The sequence below is a fragment of the Methylobacterium sp. E-025 genome, assembly GCF_022829705.1.
In the GTDB taxonomy this organism is placed as follows: Bacteria; Pseudomonadota; Alphaproteobacteria; order Rhizobiales; family Beijerinckiaceae; genus Methylobacterium.
Map to the genome: position 1 here is coordinate 1 of NZ_JAKSYR010000039.1, position 18,693 is coordinate 18,693.

Below are 18,693 nucleotides of genomic sequence, written 5' to 3' on the forward strand. Positions count from 1 at the left end.
CGAGATCGGCTGGGCGCCGTCCAAGACCTTCGAGCAGGCGCTGGAGGAGACCGTGCGCTGGTACCTCGACAACGCGGCCTGGTGGCGCCCGATCCGCGAGGGCCGCTACGCCGGCGAGCGCCTCGGCCTCGCCCCGGCCGCTTGACCGAGCGCTCGCGACGCCTTCGACATCAGCATCGAGCGAGAGGGCGCTCCGTTATCTGAAACACGTGAGCGGCCAGATCGTACTTCGCACGCCGCTCCGTGCTCAGCCTCGCATAGGCAACCCGATCCTTCATGAAGTAGGCGTTGGCGCACACCAGGTCTCCATCGAAAGCCGGAACCTCTTCGATGCGCTTCAATCGCAACCCGAAAGGTTCGAGCTGCGCGATCAAGTCGTGAAACAACGCTTGCCGTTTGTAAACGGGATAGAAGAATACCTCCGTCTCGATGCCGACGACGTTGTGAAGCAGCGACCCGAACCCTTTGAGAACATGGCTCTCGTAGCCTTCGACGTCGATCTTGATGACGTCCGGAACGGGCGCCTTGCCGGCATCGACGAGGCCATCGTAGCGGGCACATTCGATCTCGACCGTATCTTTGACGTGATAGCTGGCCGCGATCTGATAATCGCTGAGGAATGCCGAGTTCGCCTCGAGTATCGACGTGCAGCCATAATGCTCCCCGATATGGAGCTGCTGCGGACCATTCCGGTCGGCCAGGCCGATCTCGATCACGAAGGACTTTTCGAAGGCGGAGAGCTGATCGCGCAGGCGACGCGCCTCTTCGGGATTCGGCTCGAACAGCACCGGTATGATATTGTCTTTCTGTCGCAACCATTTCGGCTGGATGCCCTTCGATGCACCGACATCGACGAAATGAATCTTATGTTCCAGGCGGATCTTGCGCGATGGAAGGGGAACGATCTCTTCCAAAGCTTCTGATATGAGTGCGTAAGCCTTCTGGCTTAGATACGGCATCGTGCGCTCCACGGCTTCTCGACCAGTAGCAGCGGATCCGAACGAGAAATCAATTTCAAATCGGTACTTAGCCTTCTTGGCTCCAGCGCGCGCGAGCCGTTTTCCGTTCCTGTCGCGCCGTCGTGGCGGTATCCGGCGGCGAGGTCGTATCGATACGCTTGCATCGTGAAGTCGGCGAAGATTTTCCGGATCGCGCGCCGGAGATCCGGGATGGCGCGGGGAGCGGCGGCGCGCAGGCAGGCCTTCAGCTTGGCAAAAGCCGCCTCATCCTGCGCTTGTCGATGGATCGATCGGGTCGACGTCGGGGCGGTCGAGCGGTCGCTGGCGGCTCCGTGCGCCGTCCGCCGCGAGCCCCCGCGGACACCGGCCACCTTGTGGAGGTTCAGGTCGTCGAGGATGGCGGTGTCGCGCCGCTCCAGCTTTGGGACCAGCCTGTCGGTGCCGTCGGCGCGAAACCAAGCCCCGTCCCCGGCCCGATCACGCAGGGCGACGGCCGTGGGACCGCCGGTGATAAGGGCGGCGGCGGTCTCGTGATGCCCGTGCGGGACGGCAGCGCGCACCGCGCGGAGCCCGGCCTCGGCGGCAGGCGACCGCCGTGTGGGTGGCCGTCGCGTCGCGGACGGTCGATCCGTCCGGATCGAGGCCGAGCCGCCCCTCGAACCAGTCCTGCCCGGTTGCTCTCGCGTCCGCCCGTTCCTTCTCCGATGCAGCCGGAAGACGTGCCACCGGCCGCCGGGTGCCGGTCAGCACGCCGTGCCCGCCCAGGGCAGCGCACGGCGCCGTGCAGGACGATCTTCGAACCCGCCTCGGAGAGGCCCGGGATCAGGTCGGCATGCGTTTCGGTGCACCGCGAGGCATGACCGCCACCCGACCGCATTCGTCCCTCGGCTATCGGCCGCCTGCGCCCACCAGCTTCCCGGATCCGGCCTTCCGGCTACCCATGACCGCGACCATGCAGCAGCCGCGCAGCTGGCCCGGTCCGAAATACGAGCCTGGGCAAACCCGAGCCCCGATCCCGCGTCGCCGGTAGCCCCGCCGGCCCCGGTCCGGGCGGGGTGTGACCGCGCGCATCCGTCCCCATGACGGTCCCTGCAACCTGCGAAGCGGGGAGGCGCGGGGGGCTACGGGGGAGGACATGGTGGTGGTCCCGGCAGGACTCGAACCTGCAACCAGACCGTTATGAGCGCAACGACTTCCTTCAAATAGCAGGGAAAGCAGACGAAATCGGAGAGGACAGATGTAGAACGTTCGCCCCCGGTTCCAACGTATCGTTGGCGAAACGTTGGTTCGTTTCACCGGCAGGGCAGGACGTCGCCACCCGTCCAGCTCGGGGTGTGACCGAGCCAGACGGGGAGGGGCGGATCGGGACCTTCGGTGCGGTTAATCACCCGGCTACGAATTCTGGACCGAACAGTAGGAACAAGGCGAGGCGGGGTTTAGACGCTTTTGTGATCGCGGAGCTGCGCGAAAAGATTTTATTTACTATAAGTTTCAATACACAGGAAACCCTTTGCACGCAATATTATTGCATGCAATCTCTGCTCATATCCTTAGTTGATAGCCAATCCCTCAGCTTTATTGTCGCCGCAGCGACTATTTGCACCTTCAGTGCGTGGCTGTTGGTCTCTCTCATCCACTATACAGAGGTTGGTAGCACAACCACCCGGCGATGGTGGTTGCTTGGAACGGTCGTCGTTGCGGGCACTAGTGTTTGGACGACTCATTTTGTGGCGATGCTAGGGTACCGGACTGATCTCGTCTTAAGTTACAACTTTAACACGACGATGGTCTCCGCCGCTGCAGCAATCGTCGCGGTAGGCCTACCATTCGCCCTTTCGATCATATGCCCACGGGGATGGATGCGCCTTGTTGCCGGAGCTGCGTCAGGCCTGGGGATCGGCGTTATGCACATCAGCGGGATGGCCGCGCTGGAAAACTGCGGCCAGGTTCAGTCGCTTGGCTTCAACGTCCTCGCCTGCTTGATCGGCGCTGCCTGCATGGCGTTCGCGCTCGTGCGTCCGGGGCGAACTGGATCGCGGCTGGTGACCACGTCGCTGATCGTCGTCGCGGTTTGTGGGACGCATTTCGTCTCGATCGCGGGCACGGTCTTGACCGGGGAGCGCGTCGATCAGCTCCTTCCCGGCGTACAGGTCGCACTCAGTGTTCTTGCCGCGACAGGCGCCGCCATCCTTCTGCTCGGGACGCTTCTCGCTCTAACTGCAGCTAAGCGCTTTGACACCCAAGAAACTGCACACGCTCGTGTTCTCGCGACGGCACTGCAAAAGATGTCGAACGGGATCCTTAAGGTATCTGCTTCCGAGATCGTGGAGCTCTACAATGAGCGCCTCTGCGCGATGCTCAAGCTCGCGCCAAGCGACATGGCCAGAGGAATGAGCTTGGCAGCCTTCCTCGAGGGTGTGGGTCGGGCGAATGGTTGGGAGGCAGACCGCGTCGCCAGGGTGCTGGCAAACCACCGAGCCTGGATGGCCAGGGACGACGAGACTCGCGTCGAGCACAGCTTCGAGGATGGCCGGATCCTGTCCATCGCTTGCCAGCCCATCGAGGATGGTGCGGTGCTCACCTTCGACGACATCACGCAAGCAAAACAGGCGCAGCGCGAGATCTCCCTGCTTGCCTATCACGATCCGCTAACAGGCTTGGCCAACCGTCGGTCGCTGCTCGAACGCCTGGCGCAAGCGCATGAGGAGGAGCAACCCTCCACGCTGTTGCTGATCGACCTCGACCGGTTCAAGGCCGTCAACGACACCTTCGGTCACGGGATCGGCGATCGCCTTCTTGTCAGCGTGGCATCACGGCTGTCCGAGCTGGCGGGGGAGACCGCTTTCGTCGCTCGCCTGGGCGGTGACGAAATGGCGTTGATCGCTCGTATGGACGCCGAGGTAGCTATGAGCTTGGCCGAGCGCATCGTCATCGCGATCGAGAAGCCGTACGCGTTCGACGATCTGACCATCGTGATCGGCTGCAGCATCGGCGTGTGCAGCACCGAGGACCGGGCGAGCCCAACAGATCTGATGCAGCGTACGGACATCGCGCTGTACGAGGCCAAACGCCAAGGTCGAGGTCGTGCGACGCGCTACACCCCTGGGATGATCGAGGCCGTCGCCGACCGGCATCTCCTCGAAAGCGACATCCGGTTCGCCCTGTCCGAGGGTCAGTTCCATCTCGCGTACCAGCCCATCATGGCGCTCGCCGACGACACCATCCTGGGCTTCGAAGCGCTTATTCGCTGGCCGCATCCGACGCGGGGGCTCGTCTCCCCGGCGACCTTCATCCCGTTGGCGGAAGAGACGGGGTTGATCCTGCCGATCGGGCGCTGGGTGTTGGAAGAGGCCTGCCGGCAGGCTGTGGCTTGGCCAACTGATCAGCATGTCGCGGTCAACATCTCGGCCGTGCAGTTCCGTTCGCCGATGCTGCTCGCTCATATCACTTCCGCCCTGGCGAAAAGTGGGCTGCCGGCGAGCAGACTGGAGATCGAGCTGACGGAGACGGCACTGGTCGAGGACGGGCCTCAAATTGCGCACACCTTGTTGGCGCTGCGCGAACTCGGCATCAAGATCGCGATGGACGACTTCGGGACGGGGTACTCGTCTCTTGCTCATCTGCGGGACCTGCCGCTGGACAGGATCAAGATCGACCGCAGCTTCGTTGCAGCAGCTTTGGAAGACAAGCATTCGATGGCGGTCGTCAAAGCGATCACGCAGATGGGGCGTGACATGAACATTCTGACGATCGCTGAAGGTGTTGAGGATGCGAACCAGCTCGCCCTTCTAAGAGCGCTCGATTGCGATGCCGTTCAGGGATACCTGATCGGTCACCCGGAACGCTTGATCTCAGTGTTTAAGAATGGTGCACAAGTTCGTGCCGCTTGAGTGATCCTCTGCCGCGGGACAACTCAGGCGATCGACACACAGTTCATATCCCGCGAAGCTTGAGTCTTCGAAGTAGCTGCTAGGGTCCGATACGACGTCTATTACGCCACCTTGGCCGACGGCATCGCGCCATCGAAGCGCCAGCCATCGAACCCGCTGGTACGCGAGGCGGCGATCGACTTCCTCGATTGGTTCGGCGAGGACGCCATCGCCCTCGGCTGGATGCCCACCAGCCTGTTCGGCCTTTACCCGCCCCTCGGCGTGGTCCGCGTCGACTACTAGGGCTGCCCTTTGATCAAGGCCCGCTGTGTCGAGGCGATCGGCGACACCTAGATCCGGTACGGCAACCAGACCTTTCGGCGGGACCGTCTGGGGCATCCCGTTGGCGTGCCGGCCTAGCAGGCTGTGCGGTAGGCGGCAGGCACGAAAAAGCCCACCACGGCGGCAACCGGGCGGGCTGAGGTGATGTCAGGGCCAGAGGAACCCCTTCGATGGCCGGGGCGTAACGCGAGCTAGTTAACGAAGAACGAAAGAGCCCCGCGCGGCGGATGCCGGCGGGGCTAAGTGCGACTCGGGTAGGAATGAGCGTGAAACGGAAGTGCCCCACGCCGTGGCCGTAAGCGATCCATGTGCCAGCAGTACTGGAGCGAAGGCCTTGGGCACGGAAAAATCCCCGGCGGCAGCTGCCGGGCGATCTGAGGATAATGCAGGGGGGGAGGGGGGCTCAGAGCCCGGGAGTTAGAGCCCCTTCTTCGTCCCAATGGTCCGGCCACCACCGCGACGCATCATCGGCCGGCGCATCATACGACGATGCATCATCCGGCGCTCCATGCGGACATTCGTCACCAGCTCGGCGGGTGCGGCCACAGCGGCGGACGGGCCCATCGGTGCAGCGGAGGCGGACGTGGAGAGCGACGCTGCGCCGAGCGCGGCGAACAGGGCGGCGGCAATGATGGATGAGCGCAAGATGGTTCTCCTCGCATGCCGCCAGAAGCGACAGCCTTCTCCCGTCGGTCGACCGAAGAATGGGAGAACCAAGCTCAAGCTCGTTTCGATCCGTTCGATCGTGGACCCGTAAGCGCGTGGAATGCGCAGCCGGGCACCTCGGATAGCCATCCCCGCTTAGACAGCGTTTTAGTGAGTGCGCGCTGCGGGCCCATTGGCAGCGATCCAGTCGGGCGAGAGGACGTGGCCTTCCTCCGTCACGATCCATGGTAGCGCTCTCGGATCTCGGAGCGCGTCGATCGCAACCGTCAGGGCTTCGCGCAGTGTTCGAAACTCATGTCCCTCCTGCCTACGGGGAGACATACCCCGCGGCCAGATCGTCAGATCGGCGGGCTTGTCCAGGTCGCTGAGCGTCATGCGAACAGTCTGCTTCGATGGGAGGGACACGCCTCGATACCGGAGCCCTATGGCTTCGGTTGGACGATCGTGTTTCGGGTATGTGACCGTGTTGGATGGGGGGAGCCCTAAGCCCGTGCGCCTACCCGGTGCGACCCACCCAGGCTGATCCCCTTCGACGACACCGAACGCGTGCCGAACGATGTCGGAGCGTAGGGTTTGCGTGACAGGTCATGCAGCGCATCTCCGACGAGACCTGGCGCTCCTTGTAGAGCGCGCCTTTCGCAGGTTGCGGCGATGCGGATGCCGAGTTCGTGGGTGTGGCTACGGCCGTAGAGGTAGACCGCCAGCCGGGCGCGGGTGGCCTCGGGAATACCTTCCAACAGGCTGGGCAGCGTCTCGGCTTCAGCGCCCATGAGCCGCCCCAGCACCTCTATGGCGACCGGGCAGTCCGCAGCAGGATCATCGACGCTGATCGGGTACGCTCGGTTCACGACGGCACCTGTTGGCTGGACGCGAGCACGGTGGTGGCAGGTGGTTAATGATTGGTGTCGCGGATCAGTAATGCCGCTCGGCCCGCATCAGTGATCGCCCACTCTCGCGATCCATCAGCGGAAGTGGCTCCTATCGGCTCGACGAAACCCATCCTCATCAGCCCAGGGATTTCCTGATCCCCCTTCGCAGGGCGTGGTCCGCGCGCCAGCAGCGTCAGCCGGTAATGCTGGCTCGGCCGCAGCTTACCCTTCATTCTACCGCCCTCTTCGGCGTCTTCCCCTCCACAAACCTGATGCCCTGCTATGGCTATGTCCTCATGCGGCGGTTAGCGCATGGTGAGGATGGCGATCATAGCCGATCATCCAGATACGTGTTCGACATTGCAGGTTGTCGCGGTTCGGGTAGCTGCGCTCTGCTGAGAGGTCGGCGACGACCCATGCACAAATTGGTCTTGCTGCTCCAATTCACGAGCGGCGAAATCAAGACATCTAGCTCGCGCCTCTGGATCAATCAAAGCCGTAAATGCTTTCACGAGAGCTATCGTTTCTGCAAGCTTCTCTGAGGTGTTTACTCCAAAAAACTCGCTGACCGACTCTCCCAAAATTGAAGCTATGCGCTCCAAGATCGTGAGTTGTGCGGAAGAAATACGATGCGCTTTTTCCATGGCGCGGGCTTCTATGAAGCGCCGGTGAGGACGGCAATTCAATTTGTCGGCATCCGACCCATCCGGCGATCAGGCGAGGCAGGCCTGTCCCCCGATCTGATCACGGGGCGACGGGTGCTTCGCCCATCTCACCAACGATCCGGTCCTGAGCCCGGCTTGGGGGCAAGAGGCCCTCAACCAGTTATTGCGGCGTCAACGATCCACCACCGGTCAGTCCCAAGAGAAATCACCTGCTTCTTATGCCACGGGATCGTGTTCGCTTCGGCGTGGGTACACCTGCAGATCTTCATCAGACCAGCATGCTTGAAGGCCCCTGGGCATCAGTCGGCTCCGCGTTCCGCCCCATGAACGATCTGCTGCAGCAGCGAAGGAAGCGGAAGTCCGTGCTCGTCCAGTAGGAAGGCGGCGCTGAGTAGCGCTCGAATATGTTGCTCCGGGACTGGCCGACTCATGATCTGCGCGTCCAGCACCTGATCGGCGAGGAGGCCGGCGAGGCGGGAGACTTCGGATAGGCGGTCCGGCGCGGCGGTCATGCCTTCCGCTCCCGGAACCGAATACCAGCGCCTCCGCCGTTCTCGGGGATGAACTCAAGGCCCTTACTCTCGAACGCGCGCTGGATGGCTGCGATCGTAGGGCCGTGAGCTGATAGAGCGCCGGGCGCAGCTTCCAGACGTTTGATCGTAGGAAGCGATACACCCGACGCCTCGGCGAGATCCTTTTGCTCCCAACGCAGCAAAGCTCTTCCAGCACGCACCATTTCGCTACTGAGCATCGACCGTCCCAAAAAATGATACCCAGGGGAGAATATGATACCTGAGGGATTGACACTACCTCAGGACTCATAAGATACTCCAGGCATCGAATTAGGGCAAGACTCCTTCCGATGCGCTACGCCAACCTCATCCCTGCCTCGCACATCAGCCGCAGCGCCGACCCCCGCCTGACCGCAGACGCCCGCCGCACCTTCATCACCACGAAGGCCGCCGTCGTCGCCTCGACCGAGAGCGCCAAGCGCTTCGCCCGCACCGTCGCCCCGCTGGTCCACCGCGACGGCTCCTTCGACCGCTCCGCCATCATGCGCGCCGCGATCCTCTCCGCTCAGGCCCGCTTGGAAGTGACTGGCGACGCCTGGGGCGTGTGCATGTCCTACGCGCTCAAGGGCGCCTGGGCCGCCGCCAAGTCCTCCCGCGCCGACCGCGCGCACCGAGGCCGGACCGATGGCCTCCGATCTGATCCGCTCTCCCGCCGTCCGCCTGCTGCACGCCCGGCAGGATCACGCGATCTGCCTGCGCCTCGCGGCCTCCTACCGGTACCGGATCGTGGCCGGCGAGACTAATCAACGCGAGGCCCATGCCTGGGCGCTCGGCAACGCCCGCCGCTGGCGCCTCGTCGCCGCCGAACTGAGCGAGACGCGCTGATGGCCGACCTCGCCCGCCGTGGCGTCCTCGGCGCCTTCTTCGTCCTCGTGTCCTCGCGGGTGCCGGCCATGGCCTTCGACCGGGTGCTGCCGGCGATCCGCTGGGCCGAGAAAGCCGATGCTGCCTATTCCGCCTCGGGCCGTGTCGCGGCCGATCTCGCCGCCGCAGGGTTGCCGATGCCCGCCGGCTGGCGCGCATACCGGGCTTCCCTGGCCCATGTCCGCCGGCTTGCCCGCCTCGACCTCTACGCCCTAACGCCGACTACGCCCGAGACCGCCGCGGCGCTGGCCGCCTACCACACCGCCCGCGGCGAACGTGCCGGTAGCACTGGCGCTCGACGTGCCGCCCGCCGCCGGCTCCGCAAGGTGTTCGCCCGGCCGGGTGCCGTGCTGCCGCCCCGTCCGACCTGATCGGCGCCCAAACGGGACCCACCCCGTCGCCTTCCTCGACCTACCGCGACGAGCCCTCACAGGAGCCCGAACGATGTCGCACGCCCTGACCCTGACCGTCCTCGATACCGCCTCCAATCCGATCCATGCCGCGATCGAGCGCCACCGCACCGCTTACGACGCCTATCAGGTCGCCCCCGAGGGCGAGGCATCGATGATCACCAACGAGGACTACGAAGCTGCAACCGACACCCTGACGACGACGCCATGCGCATCTCGGCTCGGGGCGCTGGCGCTGCTCGGGCACCTGCGCTGGTGGCTCAGCAAGGAAGCCGAGTTCTCAGCAGCCCATCAACTTGGCTACGGCATCGCACAAGCCCGCGTCGCCGACCTGACCTTGTTTCTCGGTACCAACCTGCCGCCGGTCGCGATCTCTCACGCCTTCCCGTCGGGCCGCCTGTCGCCTGCCCCGTCCCGCCTGTTGCCGGGCGTCGATCGCTACAGCCAGCACGCCGTGCTTGCCCCGCCAAACGAAGCCCTTCCAGGCGACACGAGACCTGGCCGGCCGTGACTGCGATCCGCCCGGATACCGCGTTCGTCCGCTCCCGTCGCTTCATCAGCGCGGCCGGCGAATTCCTGGCCGACGTGGCGATCATCGGGGGCGGATGCGTCCTGACCGGCCTCGCGTTCTCGCTCTGAGCCCGACCCGGCATCCCGCCGAACTTCGAAGACTGCATCCCTGGAAACCTGAAACCCGGAGAACCGGACATGCGTAATCCCTTGAAGCGCCTTCAGACCGCCGATCCCAAGCCGACCCTGCGTGATCGGCTCGCGTCGATGAAGGCTAAGCCCGCAGGGTTCGCGGCCGAAACGAGCCAAGGCCGCCGCGCCATGCTGGCCGGGTGCATGGCCGCTGCCATGCCGTTGCCGGCGCTGTCCGCCTCGGGACAGGTCGCGAGCGATGGCCGAGGCGACTATCTCGCCCGCCTGCTGACCGCCTATGCCGAGGACCGGGCGTGCCGTCCGATTGCCGGACTAGCCGAGAATGGATCAATTGAGGAAGCTGCAGCCGACCTTGTGATGCGGCGATGCTGGGCGCTCTGCATGGAAATTTTGGACCTTCCCGCCCCACAGGCCCCCGACGGCCTTGCGCTCACCGCTCTCGCCGCAACGATTGAGCTTGAGGTCTGCCTAGACAACAGCACTAGCCGGAGGGCGCGGGCAGGCGTCGCCCTAACCCGTGCCGTGCTCGCCGTCACCGGAATGGCGTTGCCGTCGGGCTTTGTCGGGTTCGGGGATGAACCGGACTGCCCCGACTTGGACGAAGCGCTCTACGGGGCGAAGGGCAGCCTCCCGGCCTGGGCCATCGCCGAGGCGAAGGCAGGGAAGGCCGCCAAGGGCTCCGGGACCGCCGACGGCGATTACGACGAGGGCGACGCCTAGCCCCTCCCGTCCCGATCGCGCGAATTGACTGCAAGCCGCGATCAAGGATTGCCGCGCCCCCTGTAATCCTGAAAGCCGGCGCTGCTGCGTGGAAGCTTGAGCTATGAGCAACGTCATTACCTTCCGCCCGCGCGCCACCATGGCACACGTCCCTCCGGCCCCGTCGCCGGCCGCGACCCGGCGCATGATCGAGGAAGCGGCACAGACCGCCCTCGACACAGCGGACAGCCCGCTCGCGATCCTCGACCGCATGAACGGGGATGCGGAGGCTGACGACGCTGGCGAGGCGGAGTCAGCTCCCATGGTGGCCGAGCAGTCCGGCGGGCAGGTTGCGTCCCTGCGAGGGGATGCCGTGGAGGGGCGGTCCTCTGCGCTGGATAATCGTCCTTCAGGACATACCAGCCGCGCCGACCGTGCTCCCGTTCGCCCCGCGCCCGTAGCGCGCCGCCGGCAACGTCGTGGTGGCGGCTGGCGTGGCGCTGCTTGAGGTGGTGGTGGCCCAGCCCGCGCACGACCCTTCGCAGCACATAAAACACCGCTCCTTTGGTTGTTTATGCAACCATTTGAGACCGGCGATTATTGGTCGCAGGTGGATTTCAGCTTAACTCATCAAACTAATACGGATAGGCAGAGCGGCGCATTAACTATTGGCTCTTAGAAGCCCGGGTGGTGAGATGAGGGATCGGTCTATATAGGCCGCAACGGCATGAGCCAAGACTGGCTAGGCACAGCACGCTCCTTCGGACCCGACCGCCGCGGTGCCGTCGCTGTCATCTTCTGCCTCTGCGCGACGGTGCTGCTCGGCCTTGTCGGTGGCGGTGTCGATTACGCGCGCCTCGCCGCCCGACGGGCCCAGTTGCAGGCGGCCGTCGATGCTGGCGTCCTGGCCGGCGGCAACGCCCTCAAGCTCGCGATGTCGACCACGGCCGCAGTGATCGGCGTCACCGAGCAGACGGTCCGATCCGAGGCGAAGTCGCCATCTGACCGGCCACTGACAGTGCAGGTGACGGTCGCGTCCGACAAAACCAATGTCGCCGCCTCCGCCGCCGAAACCTTCAAGCTGACTTTCGGTAGCTTCGTTGGGATGCCCGCCGCCAGTCTCACGGTGAAGGCGCAGGCAAGCGTCGTTGGGCGAATGCGCCTGTGCATGCTGACGCTCGATCCTTTTGCTGCCGGCTCGTTCAATCTGCAGAAGAACGCACAGGTCACCGCCTATGGCTGCTCGCTGTACTCGAACTCGGTCAACGCCACCGGCATGGTCGGCGGCGACAACGCGATGGCGCGCGCCGACACGATCTGCTCAGCTGGCGGCTACCTTGGGCTTCGCGCGAACTTCGCGCCCGTGCCGCAGGCCGGATGTCCGGCAATTGATGATCCGCTGAAGAACCGTGCATCGCCAACGATCGGTGCATGCCTCTCAATACCGTTATCCGCCAACAAGAAAGGTGATATCAGCAAGAACGAGATTGATCAGAATGCAACGCTCGATCCGGGCACCTATTGCGGTGGCCTGAAGATCTCCAAAAATGCCGTTGTCACGCTCAAGTCGGGCACGTACGTCATCAAGGACGGGCCGCTGATGGTCTACGATAAGGGAACATTGTCCGGTACGGACGTATCTCTGTACTTCTCCGGCAACACGGCGGGGCTGCTCTTCGACAAAGGCAGCACAATCAGTCTTAGCGCCCCCACACTCGGGGTGATGGCAGGCCTTCTGATTTCGGAGGAACGAACTGTCAGTACCCCGCTGGATCCCGTAATCGGCTTGGCGAACGGCCTCATCGGCGCCCTGCTGCCGGCTCTGGGACCACCGCCCCCGACGCCAGCTCCACTAGGGCAGACCAAGCCGATGCGAACCTATCGCATCATCAGCGACAACGCCCGTACCATGCTTGGTACAATCTACTTGCCAGCCGGACGCCTCGTGATCGATGCGACGAAGCCGGTGGCGGATCAGTCGGCCTACACCGTGATCGTAGCCCAACAAATCAACCTCTACGAAGGGCCGAACCTCGTCCTTAACGCCAACTATAGCGCAACGAGCGTGCCGGTGCCGAAGGGTGTCGGCCCGGTCTCTGGCCGGCTGCTACTAACACAATGATGTGTGTCGACAGCCTCCCTTTCGAGGAGATGGGGCGGTAGCCGTATGCCCGTCATGGGCCGGGACCCGCAGGTCCGCCCTACGACCAACAAGAAGGGGGCGGGAGGGATTTCGGTCCGTACACTTCCATGCGCGGGGTCCCTGATGCAGGCGCGCATAGGTGCACGAAGTGGTTTGCCGAATGCTTGGACGGTGACGTCGAAACCTCAAGGCGGAACTGGTGCGCCGTTTATCTGAGAGATAAGCTCGGTTTTCACTGAGCCAGAAATCAAGCATATACTCCGTCCCATTATGGACAAAGCTATAACTTAAACATCACCATTATGTCAAAATTAACTATTTTATCCTATTATTAGCGGCTGAAATACTTTCGAAACTTTCTGGATTTACTCATGCCGGGGGATCGAAATGAAAATAAAGCGCAGGTCTGTCTTATGGGAGCTTCGATAAAGCGGCGCGTTCTCGCATCCGCAGCAGGGTTGGCCTTCTGTCTCGTGTGCCTCCAGGCCTACGCCAACGCATCGACCGTCGCCGGCATCGTCATTCAGAAAGCCAAGCAATTCGGCTTCCAGGCGGTCACCCTGCAGGCCGGCGGATCCATCGTGCTGTCCAACGAAGAGGCGACGTCCGTCCACCACGCCTATATCGAGGCGGACGGGGTCCACCGCGATTTCGGCGACCAGGAGCCCGGCAGCCGCACCACGATGGTGTTCCCGCAACGGGGCGACTTCCTCGTCCTCTGCGGCGTGCACCCAAAGATGAAGCTCGCGGTCCATGTCGACTGAAGGCCTATCGCGCCGGGGACCGAGGGGTGACTTCCGCTGCGCTTGATGACCATGGGGTCCATCCTTTGTCGTTTGCAGAACTGCGCCTCGGAGCGACCAACCGGCGTCGACCTAAATCGACGCGCCGGTGACGAACGCGCCGAGGTCCGAACACATCCACAGGACGGCTTCGGCAATCTCCTCGGGCTCCAAGGGCATCCGCTGCCGGATCGGCACGGTCCCGATGCAGAAGGCTGCCGCGACCGCCGACATCATGGCCGTGATCCTGATGCGGACGCCAGGCACCCTGACAGGGAAGTGCAACCGGGCGCTGCTGGCGCTCGGGTTCGCCGGGGCCTTTCGCCGGTCCAAGCTGGTCGCGCTCGACGTGGCGGACCTCCGCGAGGACACGGAAGGTCTACGCGTCATGGTGCGCCGGTCGAAGGTGGATCAGGAAGGGCAGGGGCTCGAGAAAGCGATACCGCATGGGCGCTTCATCCGGCCTGTTGCCCTCGTGCGGGAATGGCTTGATGCGGCCGGGATCTCGGGGGGGCGGTGTTTAGGCCGGTCTCGCGGTCGGGGAAAGTGCGGAAGGCTAAGTTAAACTTAGGCCGTGAGGGTTCGGCGGAGGACGTAGGAGCCGAACTCCTTGAGCCTCGCCTGACAACCCAGGCCGTCGCTGACATCATCAAGCAGTACTGCACCGCCGCCGGGCTTGATGCCTCGACGTTCGGGGCACACTCGCTGCGGGCCGGCTACATCACCTCGGCGGCGGAGCGGGGTGCAGACCTCGCTCGGATCATGGATCAATCGGGGCTCCGCGATCCGCGGACCGTCGGTGGCTACATCGGGCGCGCGAACGCGTTCAAGGGACACTCGGCGAGCGGGTTTCTATGATTTTACGAGGACCGTTGAGCTTGTAATTTCAGCTCACTCTCCTTTGCGCATCGCTGCCCGTAGGACGGACATCACGTCGTCGATGGCAACGTCCGGTGAGCCGTCCCGGACAGCGATCTGCACGCCCATCGTCACATGCTGAGCAATGATGGCTAAGGCCACCTCACGCAGCGCCGCGCTGATCGCATTGACCTGTTGGACCTCGTCCAAGCAGTAGCGATCCTGCTCGATCATCGTCCGCAGGCCACGAACCTGACCCTCGATACGGCTCAGACGTGTCAGGAGTGGTCGCTTCTCCTCCTCACTGCGAGTCAGATGGACCCTGCCGTCGACGATGCTGCCTTCACTCACGCTCGTATCCGCTACCACCACCCCAGAAATCTAACATAGATTGGCACAAGGGACGATGGCGTCCGAGAGAGGCCGAACCGATCTCGGACTTTCAACCTCGGACCCTGGCTTACGCCAGGGCCCGCGCGCGTCAGCTCAACCGATCTGCTGGCTCTGGGCGCCGCTGTCGGGGCGTGCCGGGCCGAGCACCGGCTCCTGGCCCATCGGCGCGTTCTGGACGACGTTGTAGACGCCCTTGCCGTCGAGCGAGGGGCCGCTGGTCCAGCGGCCCTCGGGCGCAGGCGAGCCTTCGACGCCGGTGGCGAAGAAGCTGTAATTGTACTTCTGGTGCTCCTCGCTCTGCGGGAAGCTGTTCGGGATCGGCAGATTGCCCTCGTTGCCGCCGAGTTCCTCGATCACCGCGAGCCATTGCTGCTGGTGCATCGTGTCGCGCGCGATCAGGAAGCTCCACATGTCCTTCATGCCGGGATCGTTGGTCGCGTTCGACAACCGGACTGCGAGCACCCGTCCCGTCGTCTCGGCGGCGACGTTGCAGTACATGTCGGCGGCGAGGTTCCCGCTCGCGTAGATATGGCTCATGTCGAAGGGCACGCCCTCGCAGTTGGCCGGGAAGGCGGCCATGCCGGTGGAGAGTAGATGCCGGTGCAGCATGCCCTCGACCACATGGCGCGGGTTCTCGCCGCCCATCACCGCGCCGACGACGGCATCGGCGACCCCTGCTTCCTGGAGCTTGGTCGGGGCGTTCTCGAGGTTCATCGCGACGGCAGTCGCCAGCATCTCGATGTGGCCCATCTCCTCGGTCGCGGTGTTGAGGAGCATGTCGCGATACTTCGTCGTCGGCCCACGGGAACCCCAGGCCTGGAAGAAGTACTGCATGCAGACGCGGATCTCGCCCTCGATGCCGCCGATCGCCTGCTGCAGCATGCGCGCGTAGACGGGGTCCGGGCTCTCGACCTTCACGGGATACTGCATGCGCTTGTCGACGTAGAACATGGGCTCAACCTGATTGATCGGCCCCCACCAGTCTGATGGGCATCTGTGATACCCCCGGGGAGTATCATGGCCGGTTCCTTCAGAACCCTCGACCAGCCGGTCGGTTCATTCTTAATCGCCGGCCCTGGTACGACGGCGGCCTTGCACGGACAGCTTGATAGCTGCTGCTGTCTAGCTTCGAAGCCGCTGGTTTCGAGAAGCGGCTTGGTCGGATGGTGTCCGGCGTGGATCTCGCCCGGATCGTGGATCAGTCAGGCCACCGCGCCCCTCGCACGGCCGTCGGCTACATACGCCGGGCGAACACCTTCAAGGGGCACTCGGGGAGCGGGTTTATCTGATCACAGCGGCAACTTCAGTCGAGCTACGACTTGTCGGCCTCTGCGGTCACGAAGGCGATACATCGAGCGCGAGCTTCAATGGCGATGATGCGATCAAAAGCTTCGACCAACGCGCGGGTTTCGGAATGCCGCGAATGCGGATCGGCCGGCCCATACAAATCGCCGATGGTCAGGCCGAGTTCGTGCGCGATGCGCTCAAGCCTCGCCTTGAGATCGGATTGATCGACTGGAGCCTTCGTCATGGATCACGATCCTACGGCAAAGGCGTAAAAGAGAGAATTCAGTTTGTTACGACGCCAGCCGCTTCGGTCCGAGGCGCCGGGCGTCACCCGGTTTTCTCGACCATCCCGTTTTGCAGGCTGGATGCGGCCTTCACGATCGACAACACACTGCTGCGGGTCGTCTTGTCGGAGATGCCGGCGAATGTCCTGATCAGGGTCAGCACATCGGGATCCTGCAACAGGTCCTGGATCGACTCCCTGCCATCGCCGGTCTCTGCCGGATCGTCGAAGAAGGTCGAGACCGGGACGCCCAGGAAATCCGCGATCGCCTGAAGCCGGGCGGCACCGACACGGTTGCGTCCCTTCTCGTATTTCTGGACCTGCTGGAACGTGACCCCGAGAGCCTGCCCGAGCGCGGTCTGGCTCAGACCTTGAGCGGTCCGATACGCCGCGATGCGGCTTCCAATCGATCGGTCGCCGCTGGTCGCGAGCTTCGGCGCATGGATGGGGGTCATTCGGGCATTCGCTTTCAGGTTGGAGACGGCTCGACCAGCGTCGCTGCTGCTCCGAGCACATCCCAATACGCATTGCGCGCGATTGAGTTTCGCAACGCTGATCAATCCTGGGTTGCAGAAACGACATGGCTTGGCCGTATGTGAGCCAATGCCCAGCGATCCGTGCTCGACCGAACAGGGCCTAAACCCAGCCTCGGGATGCGGGCCGGTTACGTGGATCGCCCGGTTAGGTACAGTCTGAAGCTGTGCTATAGCTCCGCGAACAGGCAAGGATTGCATCGATTGAGCGTTTAGGTTGTGATGCGTAACGCAACCTCTCTCGTAGGCACGCCATGCCCGCATCCCTGCAATCCATCCTCGATGCGTCGGGTTACCTCGGCACCTGGGAAACGGATCTCGATACGCAAATTATTGAACTCACGGGTGCTCTTCCCCGTGTGCTCGCAGTCGATGAGTCACAAGACGCGACGAGAGTCCCTGTCACGGCGTTCTTGGAAGGCGTGCACACCGAAGATCGAGACCGCGTCGCTCACCTCATCCACGAAGCTCATAGCACTGCAGGACGGTTCGAAGCCGAGTTTCGGACCTGCGATCGAGATGGTGAAGTTCACTGGATCGCCGCACGGGGACGTGTCGAGACCGATGAGACCGGCCGAGGCTTGCGCTGCATCGGGCTGATGGCGGACCTGACAGAAGCGCGCCGAGATAGTCAGGCAGCAGCCGACCATACGATGCGGACGATCGATCGGGTGGTCGATGCACTCATTGCGCTTCGGTCCGTGACGAAGCAGTTAGACTCGCCGGTCCTGCCGACCCTAGTCGATACGATGCTGCTCGAACTCGGAACGATCCTGGCCCGGAAGATGGGGCCTAGCGAGACTGACCAGGTGCACTGATGAGAGCGAGGGCAGGATGTCCGGCGGCAACGATTTGTTAACCAAGTTGCCCCCCCCTCATGGAAGCCGAGTGGACCCACCCCGTCCCCTCGTCATTGGGAAGCCCCGCTCCGGCTGCAGCCGAACGGGGCTTTTCCTTTTTTGAGGGGGCTATCCGTTTCAAGTCGATTCTTCATCCCCAGGACGACCGAGTGCGCTGCCAAGGCTGAAAAGCAGTAGGTCAGTCGCGATCCTAACATCGGCTGGCGCATCGGTGCCAAGTGTTTCCTTCAATGAGATGGCAAGCTCGGCAGTTCGAACAAGCGGGTCGTTCGCTGGAGGTGCTTGGTTCAGGACGTAGCGCGCACCGCCGTCGCGCATCTCGGTGATGTCGATAAGGATGCCACGTGAGCGGATCGGTCGCCCAACGTCGTCCAGGTGTGACCGCCCGCGATTGAGCAGCCACCTGATCGGCCCCCACGAGGTGATCCAGGGGTGAAGTTAGTGCACGGTGGGCCGCTCCGCCACGGGCAGCTTGTCCGGCGGAGCTGGTCGGGCGAGCGCAGCCGGCCAAGCGGAGAAGGCCGGCATGAACACCTCCGGGGCCGGCGGCCGGTATCCCAGCGAGGCATGTGGGCGCACGCCGTTGTAGTGACGTCGCCAGCTTTCGATGACGACCTGCGCTTCCCTGAGTGTGTAGAAAATCTCACTGTTCAGGAGTTCGTCGCGAAGCCGTGCGTTGAAGCTTTCGACGTAGCCATTCTCCCACGGTGAGCCTGGCGTGATGTAGGCCGTCTTTGCTCCGACTCCGATGATCCAAGCTTGTACGATCTTCGCAACGAACTCCGGGCCGTTATCCGAACGGATATGGCTAGGTACGCCCCGCAAAATGAACAGACCGAGAGCACGTCGATGACGTCGGTTGCCTTCAGCTTGCGGGCGACCCGGATCGCCAGACATTCGTGCGTGAACTCGCTGCGCGGTCCTTCGGTTCGTCGACCACGTCGAGCATCCGGATCTTGCGTCCATCATGCGTGCG

Annotated in this window: 23 protein-coding genes and 3 pseudogenes; 13 read left to right on the forward strand and 13 right to left on the reverse strand. The window is 63.4% G+C overall.

What is annotated here, in order from left to right; genetic code table 11:
• Nucleotides 1-145: pseudogene (locus MKK64_RS03205) on the forward strand (dTDP-glucose 4,6-dehydratase); the annotation flags it as partial.
• 25 nt (nt 146-170) lie between these two features.
• Here the strand turns inward: MKK64_RS03205 and MKK64_RS03210 are convergent.
• Nucleotides 171-971: an FkbM family methyltransferase gene (locus MKK64_RS03210; protein ID WP_243932212.1), complete on the reverse strand. Its 801-nt coding sequence runs from the start codon at nt 969-971 to the stop codon at nt 171-173.
• Nucleotides 947-1,519: a hypothetical protein gene (locus tag MKK64_RS03215; protein WP_243932213.1), complete on the reverse strand. Its 573-nt coding sequence runs from the start codon at nt 1,517-1,519 to the stop codon at nt 947-949. Before MKK64_RS03215 ends, MKK64_RS03210 begins: the two co-directional genes overlap by 25 nt.
• A 969-nt stretch (nt 1,520-2,488) precedes the next feature.
• On the opposite strand from MKK64_RS03215, the gene MKK64_RS03220 reads away from it, so the two are divergent.
• Both MKK64_RS03220 and MKK64_RS03225 read left to right on the forward strand, forming a co-directional pair.
• Complete coding sequence (locus MKK64_RS03220; RefSeq protein WP_243932232.1) at nt 2,489-4,849, forward strand: putative bifunctional diguanylate cyclase/phosphodiesterase; 2,361 nt, start codon at nt 2,489-2,491, stop codon at nt 4,847-4,849.
• Between the two features lie 111 nt (nt 4,850-4,960).
• Entirely contained in the window at nt 4,961-5,131 is a 171-nt protein-coding gene (locus tag MKK64_RS03225) for a hypothetical protein (RefSeq protein ID WP_243932214.1), read from the forward strand.
• Nucleotides 5,132-5,587: 456 nt separating this feature from the next.
• Here MKK64_RS03225 and MKK64_RS03230 read toward each other — a convergent pair whose 3' ends face one another.
• The 5 genes from MKK64_RS03230 to MKK64_RS03260 form a co-directional block, all read right to left on the reverse strand.
• The gene (locus MKK64_RS03230) at nt 5,588-5,815 is read right to left on the reverse strand and encodes a hypothetical protein (protein WP_243932215.1); all 228 of its coding nucleotides are present in this window, start codon (nt 5,813-5,815) and stop codon (nt 5,588-5,590) included.
• 503 nt (nt 5,816-6,318) lie between these two features.
• Nucleotides 6,319-6,684 carry a hypothetical protein gene (locus MKK64_RS03240; RefSeq protein ID WP_147844097.1) on the reverse strand — a complete coding sequence of 122 codons (366 nt, stop codon included), beginning with the start codon at nt 6,682-6,684 and terminating at the stop codon, nt 6,319-6,321.
• Between the two features lie 359 nt (nt 6,685-7,043).
• Nucleotides 7,044-7,349, reverse strand: a complete 306-nt coding sequence (locus tag MKK64_RS03245; protein ID WP_243932216.1) for a hypothetical protein — start codon at nt 7,347-7,349, stop codon at nt 7,044-7,046.
• Nucleotides 7,350-7,669: 320 nt separating this feature from the next.
• Nucleotides 7,670-7,882, reverse strand: coding sequence for a hypothetical protein (locus tag MKK64_RS03250; RefSeq protein ID WP_243932217.1), 213 nt, complete (start codon nt 7,880-7,882; stop codon nt 7,670-7,672).
• 355 nt (nt 7,883-8,237) lie between these two features.
• Complete coding sequence (locus MKK64_RS03260; protein WP_243932219.1) at nt 8,238-8,426, reverse strand: hypothetical protein; 189 nt, start codon at nt 8,424-8,426, stop codon at nt 8,238-8,240.
• Nucleotides 8,427-8,566: 140 nt separating this feature from the next.
• Between MKK64_RS03260 and MKK64_RS03265 the strand changes: the two genes are divergently transcribed.
• From MKK64_RS03265 to MKK64_RS03290, 7 genes are all read left to right on the forward strand, one after another.
• Nucleotides 8,567-8,767: a hypothetical protein gene (locus MKK64_RS03265; protein ID WP_243932220.1), complete on the forward strand. Its 201-nt coding sequence runs from the start codon at nt 8,567-8,569 to the stop codon at nt 8,765-8,767.
• A complete protein-coding gene (locus MKK64_RS03270) occupies nt 8,767-9,177 on the forward strand; it encodes a penicillin-binding protein (RefSeq protein WP_243932221.1) in 411 nt (136 codons plus the stop codon). Before MKK64_RS03265 ends, MKK64_RS03270 begins: the two co-directional genes overlap by 1 nt.
• A gap of 73 nt (nt 9,178-9,250) precedes the next feature.
• Nucleotides 9,251-9,727, forward strand: coding sequence for a hypothetical protein (locus MKK64_RS03275; RefSeq protein ID WP_243932222.1), 477 nt, complete (start codon nt 9,251-9,253; stop codon nt 9,725-9,727).
• Nucleotides 9,724-9,855, forward strand: a complete 132-nt coding sequence (locus MKK64_RS28020) for a hypothetical protein (RefSeq protein WP_279593008.1) — start codon at nt 9,724-9,726, stop codon at nt 9,853-9,855. Before MKK64_RS03275 ends, MKK64_RS28020 begins: the two co-directional genes overlap by 4 nt.
• Before the next feature lie 69 nt (nt 9,856-9,924).
• Nucleotides 9,925-10,599 carry a hypothetical protein gene (locus MKK64_RS03280; RefSeq protein WP_243932223.1) on the forward strand — a complete coding sequence of 225 codons (675 nt, stop codon included), beginning with the start codon at nt 9,925-9,927 and terminating at the stop codon, nt 10,597-10,599.
• A gap of 706 nt (nt 10,600-11,305) precedes the next feature.
• Nucleotides 11,306-12,700: a pilus assembly protein TadG-related protein gene (locus MKK64_RS03285; protein ID WP_243932224.1), complete on the forward strand. Its 1,395-nt coding sequence runs from the start codon at nt 11,306-11,308 to the stop codon at nt 12,698-12,700.
• A gap of 392 nt (nt 12,701-13,092) precedes the next feature.
• Nucleotides 13,093-13,485 (forward strand): hypothetical protein, encoded by a 393-nt coding sequence (locus tag MKK64_RS03290; protein ID WP_243932225.1) that lies wholly within the window; start codon nt 13,093-13,095, stop codon nt 13,483-13,485.
• A 111-nt stretch (nt 13,486-13,596) separates the two neighbouring features.
• Here MKK64_RS03290 and MKK64_RS28360 read toward each other — a convergent pair.
• A pseudogene (locus tag MKK64_RS28360) lies at nt 13,597-13,674 on the reverse strand (oxidoreductase); the annotation flags it as partial.
• Nucleotides 13,675-13,738: 64 nt separating this feature from the next.
• Here MKK64_RS28360 and MKK64_RS03300 point away from each other — a divergent pair.
• Together MKK64_RS03300 and MKK64_RS28365 are read left to right on the forward strand one after the other, a co-directional pair.
• On the forward strand, nt 13,739-14,068 hold the full coding sequence (locus MKK64_RS03300; RefSeq protein ID WP_243932226.1) for a hypothetical protein: 330 nt from the start codon (nt 13,739-13,741) through the stop codon (nt 14,066-14,068).
• Nucleotides 14,050-14,361 carry a tyrosine-type recombinase/integrase gene (locus MKK64_RS28365; RefSeq protein WP_409567839.1) on the forward strand — a complete coding sequence of 104 codons (312 nt, stop codon included), beginning with the start codon at nt 14,050-14,052 and terminating at the stop codon, nt 14,359-14,361. The genes MKK64_RS03300 and MKK64_RS28365 overlap by 19 nt, the downstream gene beginning before the upstream one ends.
• A gap of 33 nt (nt 14,362-14,394) precedes the next feature.
• On the opposite strand, the gene MKK64_RS03305 is transcribed toward MKK64_RS28365, so the two are convergent.
• The 4 genes from MKK64_RS03305 to MKK64_RS03320 form a co-directional block, all read right to left on the reverse strand.
• Nucleotides 14,395-14,712 carry a metal-sensitive transcriptional regulator gene (locus MKK64_RS03305; RefSeq protein ID WP_243932227.1) on the reverse strand — a complete coding sequence of 106 codons (318 nt, stop codon included), beginning with the start codon at nt 14,710-14,712 and terminating at the stop codon, nt 14,395-14,397.
• 135 nt (nt 14,713-14,847) lie between these two features.
• On the reverse strand, nt 14,848-15,705 hold the full coding sequence (locus MKK64_RS03310) for a manganese catalase family protein (RefSeq protein ID WP_243932228.1): 858 nt from the start codon (nt 15,703-15,705) through the stop codon (nt 14,848-14,850).
• A 361-nt stretch (nt 15,706-16,066) separates the two neighbouring features.
• Nucleotides 16,067-16,285, reverse strand: coding sequence for a hypothetical protein (locus tag MKK64_RS03315; protein ID WP_243932229.1), 219 nt, complete (start codon nt 16,283-16,285; stop codon nt 16,067-16,069).
• 83 nt (nt 16,286-16,368) lie between these two features.
• Nucleotides 16,369-16,779, reverse strand: a complete 411-nt coding sequence (locus MKK64_RS03320) for a helix-turn-helix domain-containing protein (RefSeq protein WP_243932230.1) — start codon at nt 16,777-16,779, stop codon at nt 16,369-16,371.
• A 332-nt stretch (nt 16,780-17,111) separates the two neighbouring features.
• Between MKK64_RS03320 and MKK64_RS03325 the strand changes: the two genes are divergently transcribed.
• A complete protein-coding gene (locus MKK64_RS03325) occupies nt 17,112-17,675 on the forward strand; it encodes a PAS domain-containing protein (RefSeq protein WP_243932231.1) in 564 nt (187 codons plus the stop codon).
• A gap of 480 nt (nt 17,676-18,155) precedes the next feature.
• Here the strand turns inward: MKK64_RS03325 and MKK64_RS03330 are convergent.
• Nucleotides 18,156-18,693: pseudogene (locus MKK64_RS03330) on the reverse strand (integrase core domain-containing protein); the annotation flags it as partial.